At 32.5% G+C, this 13746-nt stretch carries 18 protein-coding genes; 3 read left to right on the forward strand and 15 right to left on the reverse strand.

From position 1 onward, the window contains the following. Positions 1-66: 66 nt before the first annotated feature. From KO500_RS17005 to KO500_RS17020, 5 genes are all read right to left on the reverse strand, one after another. Positions 67-321 carry a DUF6520 family protein gene (locus KO500_RS17005; RefSeq protein ID WP_215957760.1) on the reverse strand — a complete coding sequence of 85 codons (255 nt, stop codon included), beginning with the start codon at positions 319-321 and terminating at the stop codon, positions 67-69. Positions 322-326: 5 nt separating this feature from the next. Then, positions 327-1499 carry a hypothetical protein gene (locus tag KO500_RS17010; protein WP_215957761.1) on the reverse strand — a complete coding sequence of 391 codons (1173 nt, stop codon included), beginning with the start codon at positions 1497-1499 and terminating at the stop codon, positions 327-329. After that, positions 1486-1941, reverse strand: a complete 456-nt coding sequence (locus KO500_RS17600; protein ID WP_354668449.1) for a MauE/DoxX family redox-associated membrane protein — start codon at positions 1939-1941, stop codon at positions 1486-1488. The genes KO500_RS17010 and KO500_RS17600 overlap by 14 nt, the downstream gene beginning before the upstream one ends. Before the next feature lie 89 nt (positions 1942-2030). Next, entirely contained in the window at positions 2031-3023 is a 993-nt protein-coding gene (locus KO500_RS17015) for a helix-turn-helix domain-containing protein (RefSeq protein WP_215957762.1), read from the reverse strand. An 84-nt stretch (positions 3024-3107) separates the two neighbouring features. After that, positions 3108-3482 carry a DUF7793 family protein gene (locus KO500_RS17020; protein WP_215957763.1) on the reverse strand — a complete coding sequence of 125 codons (375 nt, stop codon included), beginning with the start codon at positions 3480-3482 and terminating at the stop codon, positions 3108-3110. Between the two features lie 213 nt (positions 3483-3695). On the opposite strand from KO500_RS17020, the gene KO500_RS17025 reads away from it, so the two are divergent. Both KO500_RS17025 and KO500_RS17030 read left to right on the forward strand, forming a co-directional pair. Continuing rightward, positions 3696-6110: an aminotransferase class I/II-fold pyridoxal phosphate-dependent enzyme gene (locus KO500_RS17025; protein ID WP_215957764.1), complete on the forward strand. Its 2415-nt coding sequence runs from the start codon at positions 3696-3698 to the stop codon at positions 6108-6110. 111 nt (positions 6111-6221) lie between these two features. After that, positions 6222-7064: an RteC domain-containing protein gene (locus tag KO500_RS17030; RefSeq protein ID WP_215957765.1), complete on the forward strand. Its 843-nt coding sequence runs from the start codon at positions 6222-6224 to the stop codon at positions 7062-7064. Positions 7065-7295: 231 nt separating this feature from the next. Here the strand turns inward: KO500_RS17030 and KO500_RS17035 are convergent, their stop codons facing one another. After that, the gene (locus tag KO500_RS17035) at positions 7296-7478 is read right to left on the reverse strand and encodes a hypothetical protein (RefSeq protein ID WP_215957766.1); all 183 of its coding nucleotides are present in this window, start codon (positions 7476-7478) and stop codon (positions 7296-7298) included. 476 nt (positions 7479-7954) lie between these two features. Here KO500_RS17035 and KO500_RS17040 point away from each other — a divergent pair, with 476 nt between their 5' ends. Beyond that, a complete protein-coding gene (locus tag KO500_RS17040; protein WP_215957767.1) occupies positions 7955-8767 on the forward strand; it encodes an endonuclease/exonuclease/phosphatase family protein in 813 nt (270 codons plus the stop codon). 155 nt (positions 8768-8922) lie between these two features. Here the strand turns inward: KO500_RS17040 and KO500_RS17045 are convergent, their stop codons facing one another. The 9 genes from KO500_RS17045 to KO500_RS17085 all read right to left on the reverse strand — a co-directional run bounded on the left by KO500_RS17045 (position 8923) and on the right by KO500_RS17085 (position 13728). Then, positions 8923-9705, reverse strand: a complete 783-nt coding sequence (locus KO500_RS17045) for a hypothetical protein (protein WP_215957768.1) — start codon at positions 9703-9705, stop codon at positions 8923-8925. A gap of 86 nt (positions 9706-9791) precedes the next feature. Next, the gene (yidD, locus tag KO500_RS17605; RefSeq protein WP_215957769.1) at positions 9792-10106 is read right to left on the reverse strand and encodes a membrane protein insertion efficiency factor YidD; all 315 of its coding nucleotides are present in this window, start codon (positions 10104-10106) and stop codon (positions 9792-9794) included. Further along, positions 10103-10336, reverse strand: a complete 234-nt coding sequence (locus KO500_RS17055; protein ID WP_215957770.1) for a DUF4177 domain-containing protein — start codon at positions 10334-10336, stop codon at positions 10103-10105. The genes yidD and KO500_RS17055 overlap by 4 nt, the downstream gene beginning before the upstream one ends. A gap of 63 nt (positions 10337-10399) precedes the next feature. After that, positions 10400-10648, reverse strand: a complete 249-nt coding sequence (locus KO500_RS17060) for a DUF4236 domain-containing protein (RefSeq protein WP_215957771.1) — start codon at positions 10646-10648, stop codon at positions 10400-10402. A gap of 2 nt (positions 10649-10650) precedes the next feature. Further along, a complete protein-coding gene (locus tag KO500_RS17065) occupies positions 10651-11559 on the reverse strand; it encodes a hypothetical protein (protein ID WP_215957772.1) in 909 nt (302 codons plus the stop codon). A gap of 4 nt (positions 11560-11563) precedes the next feature. Beyond that, positions 11564-12826: an ABC transporter permease gene (locus KO500_RS17070; RefSeq protein ID WP_215957773.1), complete on the reverse strand. Its 1263-nt coding sequence runs from the start codon at positions 12824-12826 to the stop codon at positions 11564-11566. 1 nt (position 12827) lies between these two features. Then, entirely contained in the window at positions 12828-13223 is a 396-nt protein-coding gene (locus tag KO500_RS17075; RefSeq protein ID WP_215957774.1) for a hypothetical protein, read from the reverse strand. A 12-nt stretch (positions 13224-13235) separates the two neighbouring features. After that, on the reverse strand, positions 13236-13532 hold the full coding sequence (locus KO500_RS17080) for an excalibur calcium-binding domain-containing protein (RefSeq protein WP_252732614.1): 297 nt from the start codon (positions 13530-13532) through the stop codon (positions 13236-13238). Position 13533: 1 nt separating this feature from the next. After that, a complete protein-coding gene (locus KO500_RS17085) occupies positions 13534-13728 on the reverse strand; it encodes a YegP family protein (RefSeq protein WP_215957775.1) in 195 nt (64 codons plus the stop codon). Between the last annotated feature and the right edge of the window lie 18 nt (positions 13729-13746).

A 13746-nucleotide genomic window follows, 5' to 3' on the forward strand; every position in this document is an offset into this window, starting at 1 on the left:
CTCATTAGTTTTTTTAGTTAAATGAAACTGGCAGGAAAGACCTGCCAGTTTTTAATGCACTTATTTCTATAGACTTTTTCTTAATTCAAAAGTGCATTGTGTGGGATTAGCATCGTTTTGAATCCCATAGACTTGTTGTCCTTCATAGGTGCAAATCGCATCGCCATTACCGCATGCAGCCTCAGGAACGGCTCTACATTCACCAGGAAGTTGAATAAATTTTCCCGAAATAGCTTCTTCTGATGTGTTAGCCGAAGCGAGGGCTAATCCTGTAGCTAATGCCATTATTGCTACTGGAAATACTATTTTCATTTTTCTCATTGTTTTTAATTTTTAGTTAAACTTAAAGGCTTGTTTTCTTTATACAGGTTTGTAGCCCTTTCTTCCTGTACTATGGCCATAGTATGTTCAATCTTTTTTGTCTTAGTTATAAAGGGGAAAAGCTTAGGTGCCATTTGATAAATCACAATATAGTGGTGGTGTAAGGCGACCAAACCCATGGAGGTAACCGTAAAGTCATTGACGGGGTTGCCTATGTAATTCGGAATATAGAAACTGAATTCATAGGTTTGTTTTTCCAAATGATACACGTCGATAACATCATTGTTTTTAAAACGGTCTCGTTTTTCATTTTGCGCCATTAAATTGGAGCATACAAACAGGTAATCTCCATAGGTAGCGCTAAATTTGTTGGTCACTAAAGGTGGTGTATTCATTTTTTGAAGGGTCTTTTCGTTGCTGGTGTTTATGCCGATTTTGGCAATTTTATTGGTATCAATAGTGTGTCCAATTTTCCATTTTAATAGCTCATTATCGACGATAAGATATTCATTGCGATAGCGGTACGTATAAATCAGCTGTTTCCGTTGTTGATTAAAATGCAGTATTCCGTCTTTACTAAAAATACCTTCTTTTTGTGCGGTTATAATACCGGAAGTCAAGGTTGTTTTGTATGGATTTAGGGTAATTTTTCCGAGTTCATATTCGTGTGTTTTAGTGCTTACCGCTCGAATTGCTATTTCTTGCTTATCTACAGGTGTGGCTGTGCTAAAATAAGTAGGTTGCTCTAGAACGGAAGAGGCTATACCGGTGTCCAATGTTCCTTGTAAAATTCTAGGGGTGACACCATCCAACACGTAAAAATTAGGAGGCAAAATGGCAAGTTTTGTTTGAGAACGAAGTAAATTAGTTTTAGGTAGGTTGGTTCTTAATCGAATAACGGTCGTGTCTAGATTGGGTAAGTCTGCTTGAACTAGATATAAAGGTGCCGTAAGATTACTGAGGTAAACGGATTGTTTACCATGTCCTGCGAAATAAAAAGAATTAAGTTTTAAATCCAATTGATGAGCAAATAGAATCGGATGTGAAGGAAACAAGCGTTTAAAGCTGTTCCGTTTGTGGATAATATGATCAGAGTACGCAAATAGAATGAGCATTATGCCACTACTAAGGACTATAGTTAATGCAATTAATTGACTTGTTTTTTTAGGTAGTTTCATTGGATTTTAGTTTTAAATTAGGGAGAGAAGAATGTAGGTAAATTGTGTAAATAATTAAGAGTAGAAAGCTACTGTTAAAAACCAAGTGTGCATGCCATCCCATGGTGCTTAGAATACCTCCACAAGAACATGGAATATATGGGCTGAAAACTAATATAAGTATGATATAAGTAGTGAAAAATGTCATTAGGGAAAGGGAGGCGTAAAGGCCAAGTTTTCGAAAATTAGATTGAACCAAGCATATAACGGTGAGCATTTCAATAAGAGGAACAAACCAAACCAACCAATCACTATGGGCAGTTAAAATTGGAGATTGACCTAGCTGGAGTTTAAAAGTGGAATATTCCAATACCTTACTTATTGCGGCATATACAAATAATAAAATCAATAGGTTGCAACTAATACTTAAGAAAAGGATGCGGTATTTCTGTTGAGTTTTCATAGCATTTGATGGGGTTTGATATTAAATGCTATAAAATTCGAGATTTATAATTATTTTATCAGGAGGGAAAATTGACTTAAAAGGAGTATCTACTTTGAATTTGAAGAGGAGTTTGAAAAATTAGCCTTCCTAAAACTTCTCGGGGTATAACCGAATTTTTCCTTAAAAGAACGGCTAAAATGGGGAATACTCTTAAAGCCAACTAAATAAGCAATTTCTTTTAATGGCAGGTCGGAATGTTGAATGAGTATGCTAGCTCTGCGTAAGCGTTCTTGTAATAGAAAACGAAAAACAGTTTCTCCATACATTTTTTTAAAACCAACTTTTAACTTGTGTTCATTAGTCCCTGCCATATGAGCCAAATCGACAAGTGACGGTGTCTGTTGTTCTAGGTGGGTTAAAAGATATTGATGTACGGAACGAATTTTTGAAATATCTTGAGTACTCAAATGCACTTTTGGCTTAAGGTTGTTGGCAACATTGCTTATCGCTTTTTGACCTCTTCTACGAACTTTTTGTTGAAGACGTAGTTTCCTTTTTTTACTTCTTTTTGCAATTTCAACGGCAGTAATTAAAAAGATATCCCTATCATTTTTAACGTCGAAATGTCGCCCTATTAGACAATTGATTTTGATCACCATGCCAATCTTGGTGCGAAAAACTAAGAGTAGGTCTTTTTCTTTATATGGATTTTTTTTACTGTTCGATTTTTTTAAAAAATTTTGCCATATTTTTTGGGAAGGCTTGTTGAGTAGAGCACTAAAAGTTACATCCTTTAATTCTATTCGGGAATACCCCAAAATTTTTTTTATACCAATGTTATAAAGAATGATTTGATCTTGAATATTTAAAACAAAATACATTTGTACCAGTTGCATATAACTTTCATTGACATTCGCAAAACCATCATAAATAAACCTAGTTTTGATTTCTTCCAAAGTCATATTCACAGTCATCGCTAAGGTGTCTAACTCGTCATTTAATTCACTAATTTCCAGTTGGTAATAAAAATTTCCATTCGCTATTTCAATAAGCGCATTTTGTATTTGTTGAATTCTATTTTTCTTGTTAAAATCAGACATAGCATCTTCTAATCTTTAGTGGATAGAAGTTTTAATTTTTTACATAAGTAGCTTTGAGTTATAGCCAGCAGTGTAAATAAACTTCTATACGTATTTATACAATTCTAAATAGGTTAAGGCTTCTTCCATAGTCATACATATTTTCATAGGTATAGGAGGACGACTAGTTCTTATATAAAAATCAGAAAGCATTTGGGATAATGGATAGTCCACAAGGAAGGCTACGGCTTTGCACAAGGCAGCGCCTTCATACGCCAAATAATTTCTGGCAGGTTTGTCTATTCTCTTAACACCACGAACGTCACAGCAAATACAATATGCAAGTCCTTTTTGGATTTGTATCCGATCTTTAACTATCTGAAGAGCAATGGCTCCTGTGATGCTAATGTCTTGTTTGTACTTTATAAAAAGAAGATCATGAGCAAACCAAAATTCCGCATGTTTAGTCTGATGTTGCATAATATCAAGATATTACCTACTAAATTAAATGAAAATTATAAGTAGTCTTCAATTTAGGTGGATTTTTTAAAACTCAAAGCTCAAAACTTATCTGATACGGAGGATCTCTTGTCCGATAAGGAGAACTTCAATTCAAATAAAGCTTGAGGTAATGCAGGAACCCATAAATTTTATAGCTTGGTTCAAAGAGAAACACTATAAAGTCACTATCCTATGGCTAAAATAAAACATAATAATTTTTTAGATACTGTTGATGAGGTATTCAGTGCAGCAAAACGTCACGGAATATTGCATTTGTATGCAGAAGATGATTTCTTCAACGGGAGAAAAATAAAAGTAAATCAAAAAAAATTGTACCACTTCGGAACTACTGGTTACCTTGGGTTGGAACAAGATAAGCGATTAAAGAAAGCTGCTATAGAAGCTATCTTAAAGTATGGAACACAATTTCCGCTGTCTAAAACGTATATATCAAACCCGTTGTATAAAACCTTGGAAGCCCAGCTAGTTCAAATGTATGATAAAACCCCTATTATTATTACGAAGAATAGTACACTAGGGCATATGGGGGTAATTCCGAGTATTGTGGAAGATGGTGATGCTATTATTTTAGATCATCAAGTACATTGGAGCGTTCAAAATGCAGCACGTATTTTGAAAACAAGAAGTATTCCTGTTGAAATGATTCGACATAATCACCTACAAATGCTAGAGGACAAGGTTAAAACTTTAGCCTCTAAATACAAACGAATTTGGTACTGTGCAGATGGCGTATACTCCATGTACGGAGATGTGTCACCAGTAAAAGAATTGCTTCTGTTGAGCACAAAATACCCAGCATTACATCTTTATTTTGATGATGTCCATGGGATGAGTTGGTCTGGAAAAAATGGGACAGGTTTTGTTATGAACCAATTGAAAGACTTGCCCGAACATGTGTTGGTTTTTGGAACCTTGAGTAAAACCTTTGGAGCTAGCGGTGCTGTATTAGTGTGTTCAAACAAAAAAAGATATGCTAAAATCAAGAATTTTGGAGGCCCTTTAACTTTTTCTGCACAACTAGAACCTGCTTCAGTGGCCGCAGCTATTGCTTCCGCAACTATTCATTTATCTTCTGAAATCTATGACCTTCAAACAGATTTACAGGAACGTATTACTTATTTTAATGACTTGTTGGCAGCGACTGATTTACCTTTAATAGAACGAAATCATTCCCCCGTATTTTATTTGGGTACAGGGATGCCTGTTACAGGATACAATTTTGTGAACCGATTGATGAATGAAGGTTTTTTTGTGAATTTGGGTATATTTCCAGCGGTACCTGTCAAAAATACAGGGGTTCGAATTACCATTTCCAGGCATAATAAAAAAGCTGAAATCAAAAAGCTAGTAGAGGCAATGAGCTTTCATTACCCCAAGGCTTTAAAAGAAACCTCCACAAGCCTTGCTAAAGTGCATCGAGCGTTTAACTTGCCAGAAATTAAGGAAAGCCAAGTGACAGCTTCTCCATCTTCAGTAGTGGCCGATTACCATACGACTATTCTAGATATTCCTAAAGACGAATGGAATATGTTACATGGAGATCATGGAGTATTTGATTGGGATGGATTACTTTTTTTGGAAGAGACTTTTAAGGGGAACAAAGCGTTAGAACATAATTGGAAATTTCATTATTTCATTCTTCGAGACCTGAATCAAAGCCCAATACTGGCTACATTTTTTACTTATTCCCTTTGGAAGGACGATATGTTAGCTTCTGAGGCAGTATCTAAAAAAATAGAAGAAAGGCGTAAAAAAGATCATTATTACCTTACGTCATATGTTCTAAGTATGGGTTCTTCCTTTACCGAAGGGCAACATTGTTATGTAGATAAAACCAATGGTTTATGGCCGTTGGCTTGGAAAGAACTATTGAAACTTGTGGAAGCGCTTGGTTCCAAGTTGGAGGCGAAAATAATTGTATTGAGAGATTTTGAATTCGATAAAGCTACAAATGTCTTATTCCATGAACAGGGCTTTATTAAAGTGACTATGCCGGATTCTTGTGTGATTACGAACTTCAGATGGGAAAATAGTGAATCCTATGTTCAAAAGTTATCACGAAGGTCAAGAAAACATTTTTATAAAGATATTCAGCCTTATGAAAAGTGTTTTACAATTAAAACAGTAACCTATCCAGATGACAGACAATTGGCATGCTTTTATGAGCTCTATAACAATGTTGCTGTCCGAAATACGGCTTTGAATTTATTTTTATTACCACAAAAAATAGTAAAGAATATGGCAGCGCATGCAAATTGGGAATTCTTAACGCTTTATTTGAATCCCGAAGTGACAGATGTTCATCATGTGGACCCTGTAGGAGTTATGTTTTGTTACAAAAATAAAGGAAAAATTTATGTTCCTGCATTCATAGGAATGGATTATCACTATGCAAATGCGTTCCAAATTTATAGGCAATTATTATTTCAAACACTGAAAAGAGCAGGGGATTTGGGAAGTCCAAGTATTGAATTTGGTATAAGTGCTTCTTTTGAAAAAAGAAAGTTAGGTGCCCTCGTCATTCCCAAGATTGCTTACGTCCAAGCTGCGGATAACTTTCCGATGGAATTGATAGGAACTTTATAAGTAAAACATCTATTAAAAATAGTAGCAGGATTTAAAAAAGAAATGTGAAGTAATTGCAAACTTGAACTTCTTATTTCTATTGAACTCTATATTGATATAAAGAAGTATGCCATGTTTGAAAATGAGATGTTTGAATTTAATAGAAAGCTGAAAAAGATTCAAGCTGTAGATAAAATCGGTTTGGAAAACGCCAATGAAGGCATACACTTATGCAATAACACTTTATACCTTCTTAGAAACAACCTAAAAGAGGATTCCTTTAATTCAGAAGAGAGTGAAATTCATTTTTTCAAGGAAATAAAAGTACAACCATTGAGCTATCTTATTTATTTTAATGAAATTAGGTCTTGTGAATTGATGCTTCCTAAAATTGGACTTGAATACCAACTCTCATTTTTGAAAAAGAAAATTAGACAAATCAACAAGTTTTTTAGTAGAAATTGGGATTTTGTACATTATATGGAACAAAAACTTACCTACATGGATCGGTTGTATTTTGTACGTAAAAATTCTGTTTTTCCAACCTATTCTCTTCCAGAAACCTTATACTTAGATCCCAATTTCTTTACTTCTCATGACATGCTGTGGGCTCGTATAAATGGTATGAATTCATTTATTAATTATTTGCAAAGTTTGATTCAGCAATTGAATCTTCAAAGACATACCGCAATGAATTTTGGTAAGCCTAAGAAAGCCCTGGTTTGGAGTGCTTCTAAAACAGCACTAACAGAATTAATATACGCCTTGTATTCCTGCTCTGTCGTAAATGATGGGAAGGAAGATATTAAAAGTATAGCAGCGGCCTTTGAAGAGTTGTTTAATATTCGATTGGATAATATCTATAAAACCTATTCCGAAATTAAAACAAGGAAAGATAGTAAAGCACGATTTTTAGAAGAACTTATATTTCGCTTTAATCAAAAAGTTTATGACGATGATGAATTTAAATATTAGACGTAAATCGATTCAAATAAGAAAAACCTAAGTATGATCTCTACCTAAATCTTGACGTAGCGAATCACCCGAATGAAATGGGCTATTCTTGTTTTAATGTACAATCGAAAGATGTGGTTTTTTGACCTCAAGTTTAGTTTTAAGGACGTCCATATCTTCACCGATTTTTTGTTCTATAACTTTTGCATAGATCTTTCAGTTCTATAAGAAAAGAATTAAGATGTTTTTTAACTAAAAGCTTTTTAAATTAATTTGATAGCGTGAACTTCTTCCGCCACCAATCGGAATATAAATATTTTGTTCAACCAAGTTTTGTAAATCTCTTGTTGCAGTAGCTTTTGATGTTCCTGTTATTCCTATGTATTTTGTTGCATTCATTCCACCTTCAAACCCATCAGGACCTTCTTCTAACATTCTTCGAATAATTTTTAATTGGCGTTCATTGATTGCCTTCTCATAATGGTCAAACAGTTTGGCTTTTTTTAAGGTGAATTCAATTTCTTTCTCTGTCTGAATTTGAGCTTTTAAAACAGTTTATCCAAGGTGTAATTTCATTAGAACGCTGTGCTGATTGTAATGCATTATAATATGCTTTCTTATCTTGTTCAATAGTTCTTGATAAGCTTAATAATATTGGTCTCTGGAAGTTTTGTGATAATGCTTTTTCGGAAATCGCCCTACCAATTCTTCCGTTGCCAATTGTACTTCATGAGCCGATTAATTGTAATATTCAGCTCAAATATGAATATTAATTGAGCTAATTAAAAGGGTTATTCGACTCAAATTGATTAGAAAGCTTTTTTTCTGTTTAGAAAGTTGTTCTTGTATTATGGATTCACGTAATGTTAATGACTTCTTTTTATCTATTTTTAAGGCTTAAATAAAAGAGCATGCTAAAAAAAATACTCCTTATATTTCTTATTTTCATCGCCTTTGAGGGACTTTCACAGAATGATAAAATAAGTTTGATGTCATGGAATATTAGAGATTTTGGACAAACAAAAAGTAGTGAGGAATTAGATATAATCGCTGAGATTCTTCATAAGGTGGATATTATTGCAATACAAGAAGTTGTCTCAGGTTATGGTGGGGCGCAAGCAGTTGCAAAATTGACAGCGATATTAAATAGAAAAGGAAATAAGTGGGATTATGTGATTAGTAATCCTACTAACAGTTCAAAGTATGCAACAGAGCGATATGCGTTTGTCTGGAAAACAAAGCTTATTAAAATAAAAAATAGAGGTAGATTAATAAAAGAGCTAGATTCTCTAATAGATAGAGAACCTTTTTTATTAGATTTTTATATGGGTAAAAAGAAATTTACCGTACTTAATTTTCACTCAAAACCCTTTGATAAAGACCCTGAAAGTGAAATAAAAGCACTAACAGAATATGTTAAATACTCTTCGAATTCTTCAATACTGATTGCTGGAGATTTTAACATAGATCAGAGTAAAGCTGTTTTTAACGACTTAAAAAAAAGTGGTTTCAAAGCTGCGGTATCAAACAAGAAAACAACTCTAAAGAGAACTTGTGGCCAGAGTGAGTATCTAAACCATGCCATTGACAATATTTTTTATTCTCAAGAGATAACTAAACTAGCAAGTAAAGTTATAGATTTTGTAAGAGTTTGTGAAAATCTCGATAAAGCAAGAAAGCTATCGGACCATTTGCCTGTTTATTTTGAATTTATTTTGAAATAAGGTAGTCAAGAAAATGTTTAATTATATCTATACATTGAACCAAAGCATAGAATATTTCAATTCAAATTGGAATGATTTGGTAGAATTCTAAAACACGAAAAAACCGATGAAGACAGCACTTTATCTTCTACTTGACTTAACCATGTTTGCAACGGTTAATTTTTGTACGCTGCTACCTTTAACCAAATAGCATCAAGTTCTTTTGTGGTTTTAATATTGAATTTTTCCATTGTCATTTTGTTCAATTTATCTTCTTCCATTCCTATATTTTCTTCTGCCATTATCGTATTGTAAATGTCTAATTCCCATTTTGATGGTAAATCTGTCTTTTTAATATTTCCAACTTTTTCTTTAATATCTATCTCGAATTGATAGACATTTCGAAAATTTTCTTTTGCTATTGTTGGCGTTACGTTTCCAGATTTTCCATTAGGCCCCCAAAATAGTTTTCCAAACGTATAAAAACCGCCACCATTGTTTAGGTCTTTTTTGTCATCATAAGCAAAAATCACAATTTCATCAATGTCACTATTTAATTTTGATTCTTGGTTAACTATTGATTTCATAGTATTGATCAAGCCCTCTTTGTTTATATTATATGGGACAACAATAGCTAAATTAAGTCTTATGAAATCTGGTAATTCTTCCAATTCTTTGGTTGTATATTCGGACAACTTTCTGACTAAGGCTTTAGATTTCACTTCGTTTCTACTTTCGACAGTATATCGTGAAACTAATTTTTCACTAAATATTATTTTATAAGGTTTCTCTCTAGTCGAAACTTCTATAGTTTCAATTGATGTTTTTGTGTTTTTGTAGGTTTGATTTACCTTGGTAATTCCCCCGTTTTGAACTGATTCTGTTGCCTTTTGTTCAATTTTATTCTGTTTGCAGCTAATTAGTGTAAGAAGTATTGCTGGATATAAAAATATTTTCATTGTCTTATTTTTAACTTTTAATTAAGGGTTACTCTTAATTGTTGCAAGCAAGAAAATTTAATCATTGATGATGTTCATAAAATGGTTTAATTATTGGAACATTCAAATGGGCTGGTTTTATTTTTCATTTCCAAAACGTTTTCACTAATTTCCGTTAAATCAAAAACTTTATTTCGTGAAGAAATGAATAATTTTCCATCTTTACCATTAATAATATAATAACCAGGTCTACAATGTTTAAATCTAAAATTTAGAGCAACTAAGCCTTTTATTAGACCTCGTTTCTGAGTAATTCTAAAGACATAGTGGGAGCAACTCTCACTAAAAATGCACTTATTTCTTTTGTGAGGTGGAATTAAAAACCAATAAGCTTTAATAAACCATAAAAATACTACTCTCATTTTTTTTCAAAAACTACCATTTGTTTATTTGTTGTATGTCCTGAAGTTGCTCCTAAACCAAAACAACCTTTATCACCAGAGACATAGGCAGAAATAACTTCTACTCTAATAAACCTCCAACCTTGAATGTCATAATGATTTATAAATTTTTCAAGATAATCTGATGCGTCTTTCGCTGAAGATGCTTTCAAACCTAAGTTTGGTTGTAATGGTACTACTTTGTATTCCATATCTAGTTTTTTAAGTTAAGATTAATTTATCCCAATGAATAGTGTTAATTAAGTATAGTAGAGTTATGTTACTTTCACTACTAAAAATAAAACAACTGATATCATGGAAAGCACTATAACTAAACATCCACTATTTTTGGCTTTGGAAAATGTTTTGCGGTATGTTAAGCCTGGAATTCCTGTTCTAATTGAGTAACCTTTTGAACTTACACTACCCTTTATAGTTCTAACGGTAGGGGTGATTCCAGATTTATTTATATTTATTCCTAAACCTTTAGCTATTTTGACTCTTTTATTAAACCTGAATGACATAGTTACTTCTTTAGAATAAAATCACGAATCACTTTTTCCATGTTAGAAGGTAAATCTGCTTGTTTGATTTCGAATTTCTTAACTTTCATTTCTACTAACCATTTGCTCCAATATGCTCTAATTACATCTTCTTCATAAGGGTTTTTATCATCCGGATTAACGCCTAAAACCAAAACCTCTAAATTGGAAAGATTTTCATTTGCAGATACAAAGCCATAATCTTGCTGATCAAATTTCTTTTTCCAACCAGATTTGTTGAAGCCAAAACTTTTATTGTCTTGTGGTGTTAGGTAGGTAGTTCTATTGCCTTCTCTTATTATAACGTCTTTATGATAGATATATCCATCCGTTAAAACCACTAGAATATTTCTGTAACCATTTTCTACGCAATAATCATCAACCTTATTTTTGAAAAACCCCCAAGTATCAGAGCCAACATAATGATCATCTTTGATTGCTGCTTCATAAATAAGTGTTGAAATACTATCATATTTTTTACAGGTAGCTAAGATTGCTTCCTTAGAAACGGTACTCTTGTCAAAAGAGATTTTAAGAGCCTCCAGTTTTTGGTTTAAAGTTTTGTCAAAAGGTTCAGGATCAATGAATACCCGAATTTTATCGTCTATTTTTATCAATCGTTTATTCATAATATGAGTTTCAAAATTCTCCGCAATTGACTTTAAATATCCAATATCCCTTTGGTAAAACTCCATTGATGGGGAAGGATATTTCGCTGGATTTATTCTATCTGATAAATCTAAAAGTATACTAATATTTAGATTATCATTTGCAGATACCTTGGGGAAATCATGTTCATGTATAAGCGCTTCAACCTTAGGCTCATTTTTACATGAAGCAATAACAAAGGATAAGAACATTAGTATTGTTAGGAACTGGAAATTCTTTTTCATATGATTAATTTACAAGTTTATATAAGCGCCCTTCATAGCTTTCATCTGCAATATCATGGTCTTCTAGGTGTTTTTTTTCTTGAGCGGTGCAAAGTGAAAGTAATTGGTCTTTTCTTTTTAAATCATCAAAATTATCAGCAATACCTAAAAACCACCCTTTTACATATTCTGCATGATAAGTGAGATAGTGTTTGTTAGAAAACACAAAGCCATCTATTGTTCTTTGTAAATCATTTATTTTCCCTTCAATTCCTGAAATTTCTTCTTTTATTGGGTTTAATTTTTCTGTCTGTGAAATAATTTCTTGTTCGCAGTTTTTAATATCTTCTCTCCTAGATCTGATAAAAGTTTTTATTTTATCAAAGTTATCATACTCTTTCATAATAAAATCAAATACCAATCCCCAAATGATATAGACTACGAAACCTGCAAAAATAATACCCCAAAATTCGGCTTTTGTAAAGGCTATTTGAACATTAAAATCAGCAGAATTAAGCGTCTTCTCAATATCATAAATCTTTTTTTCGATTTGATAGGCAAGTATAGCGTCAAAAATAAAAGTGACTATAAATAGAGTTGCTATCTTAACATAGGATATCCAGTTTTTGTGTTTTTGAAACATATGTATCAAATACCCCAAACCCATAAAGGCAAAAGGAATGGTAGCTACAAAAACACCTTCTAACCAGCCATCATCAATTGCTTTGTTAAAAGCATTCGCATCAAAAATGGCGTTAGTAAGTTGGTCAGTATCGAATGCTTTGAAAAATGCCGAATAAGAGGCTGATATATAGAAAACTAATAGATAGAATGTGATCGGAATCAAAACAATCAAACCAAGATAAAATTGTGCTTTTGGCTTTTTGTCAACATCCTCTACGAATTTTTCAGGATTGTGTTTTACTTCGGATATTTCACTTTTGAAAATTGAAATTTTACTTTCCAAGGTAGCAATACCTTCTTCGATAATGCTCTTTACTGTTTTTCTTTTCTTTAATTCTATTTCATACTTACCTCTTTCTTGCACGTAAGGTTCTTTTAATTCTTTCTGAAGCTTTTCATCTTCACGACATTTACCTTTATAATCCATGTACACATCTTGCAAACAGGCCTTAAATATTGTATGATTACCCGATGCTTGTTTTGATGAACCATAGCCACTTTCGAAAAAAGAAAGTTTTATCTTTTTAACATCTTCCTCTTTTGGTTTTTCTATTTCCTGAGGAATACTTTTTTTTAGTGAGAATATATTTTTTAAAGCACTCATATTAGTCTTGCATTTTAGTAAGTAATTCTGATAAAGAGATTTTTTCTTTTGCATTTTCTAAAAGAAATTCACAGATATCATCAATGTTTTCCTCTAAAAAATTAAATTTTTTGCAGTATTTTTTTAAAGTATTTATTTCGTCCTCAGTAACAACTTGGTCCGCCCAAATCATTAATGCTAAATCATATAGATACTCAATTTTCTCGTCTAAAGATTCCGGAATGACAGACTCCTGTGAAGGGTTTAGTAAGATTTCATTTAATTGAGCTTTACTAAGCCCTCTTTCTTTGGCGAAATTATAAAGCATCTTTAATTCTAGTTCATCGAAATTGTCGTCTGCAAAAGCCATTAGGTATAATCTTAAAAAATGACTTTTTAACTCTGTTGATATATTCATTTAAACATCTATTTAATTTTCACAAGCAATATTATCATTATCTCTATCCAGGTTTGAATAACAATTTTTGTCACTTTCAAAGGTTGATTGGGCTTCAGATTGCGATGAGAAATTTGAACATTTTTTATATTCACAAGTGGATTCTGAAGAACAGGAGAAACTTAAAATTGCAACCAGTATTACAAGAAATACACCTAAACAACCTTTTTTATTGTTTCCTTTCATTTTTGTATCTGCCTTTTCATTGTTTACAAAATGACCTTGAACATAAGTTCCATCTTTTTTGTAATATCCTTTACGGTAACTCATTTTAGTAACTGCCTAATAAGTCTATTACTTCTGCGTTAGGAGCATCTCTCTTTACTGCTTCAATGCCATCTTTACAACTCTGTTTTGAATTATACATCTCGCTAGTTGCTATAATCTCTCCATTACCTTTTGATTTTAGATTGAAATAAAATTTACCGTTCGAACTTTTCTTGATTTCAAATTTTGGATTAGTCATGATTTCTATAATTTTTGA

It is taken from the genome of Cellulophaga baltica (genome assembly GCF_018861125.1).
Lineage (GTDB): Bacteria > Bacteroidota > Bacteroidia > Flavobacteriales > Flavobacteriaceae > Cellulophaga > Cellulophaga baltica_A.

Excerpts from the sequence above, each read along its gene's own strand:
- KO500_RS17085 (WP_215957775.1), bottom strand. The coding sequence starts at position 13,728 with ATGACTAATCCAAAATTTGAAATCAAGAAAAGTTCGAACGGTAAATTT.
- KO500_RS17035 (WP_215957766.1), bottom strand. The coding sequence starts at position 7,478 with ATGTTAGAAGAAGGTCCTGATGGGTTTGAAGGTGGAATGAATGCAACA.
- KO500_RS17020 (WP_215957763.1), bottom strand. The coding sequence starts at position 3,482 with ATGCAACATCAGACTAAACATGCGGAATTTTGGTTTGCTCATGATCTT.
- KO500_RS17015 (WP_215957762.1), bottom strand. The coding sequence starts at position 3,023 with ATGTCTGATTTTAACAAGAAAAATAGAATTCAACAAATACAAAATGCG.
- KO500_RS17080 (WP_252732614.1), bottom strand. The coding sequence starts at position 13,532 with ATGAGTTACCGTAAAGGATATTACAAAAAAGATGGAACTTATGTTCAA.
- KO500_RS17040 (WP_215957767.1), top strand. The coding sequence starts at position 7,955 with ATGCTAAAAAAAATACTCCTTATATTTCTTATTTTCATCGCCTTTGAG.
- KO500_RS17600 (WP_354668449.1), bottom strand. The coding sequence starts at position 1,941 with ATGAAAACTCAACAGAAATACCGCATCCTTTTCTTAAGTATTAGTTGC.
- KO500_RS17060 (WP_215957771.1), bottom strand. The coding sequence starts at position 10,648 with ATGTCATTCAGGTTTAATAAAAGAGTCAAAATAGCTAAAGGTTTAGGA.
- KO500_RS17005 (WP_215957760.1), bottom strand. The coding sequence starts at position 321 with ATGAGAAAAATGAAAATAGTATTTCCAGTAGCAATAATGGCATTAGCT.
- KO500_RS17045 (WP_215957768.1), bottom strand. The coding sequence starts at position 9,705 with ATGAAAATATTTTTATATCCAGCAATACTTCTTACACTAATTAGCTGC.
- KO500_RS17010 (WP_215957761.1), bottom strand. The coding sequence starts at position 1,499 with ATGAAACTACCTAAAAAAACAAGTCAATTAATTGCATTAACTATAGTC.
- KO500_RS17075 (WP_215957774.1), bottom strand. The coding sequence starts at position 13,223 with ATGAATATATCAACAGAGTTAAAAAGTCATTTTTTAAGATTATACCTA.
- KO500_RS17070 (WP_215957773.1), bottom strand. The coding sequence starts at position 12,826 with ATGAGTGCTTTAAAAAATATATTCTCACTAAAAAAAAGTATTCCTCAG.
- KO500_RS17025 (WP_215957764.1), top strand. The coding sequence starts at position 3,696 with ATGGCTAAAATAAAACATAATAATTTTTTAGATACTGTTGATGAGGTA.
- yidD (WP_215957769.1), bottom strand. The coding sequence starts at position 10,106 with ATGAGAGTAGTATTTTTATGGTTTATTAAAGCTTATTGGTTTTTAATT.
- KO500_RS17030 (WP_215957765.1), top strand. The coding sequence starts at position 6,222 with ATGTTTGAAAATGAGATGTTTGAATTTAATAGAAAGCTGAAAAAGATT.
- KO500_RS17055 (WP_215957770.1), bottom strand. The coding sequence starts at position 10,336 with ATGGAATACAAAGTAGTACCATTACAACCAAACTTAGGTTTGAAAGCA.
- KO500_RS17065 (WP_215957772.1), bottom strand. The coding sequence starts at position 11,559 with ATGAAAAAGAATTTCCAGTTCCTAACAATACTAATGTTCTTATCCTTT.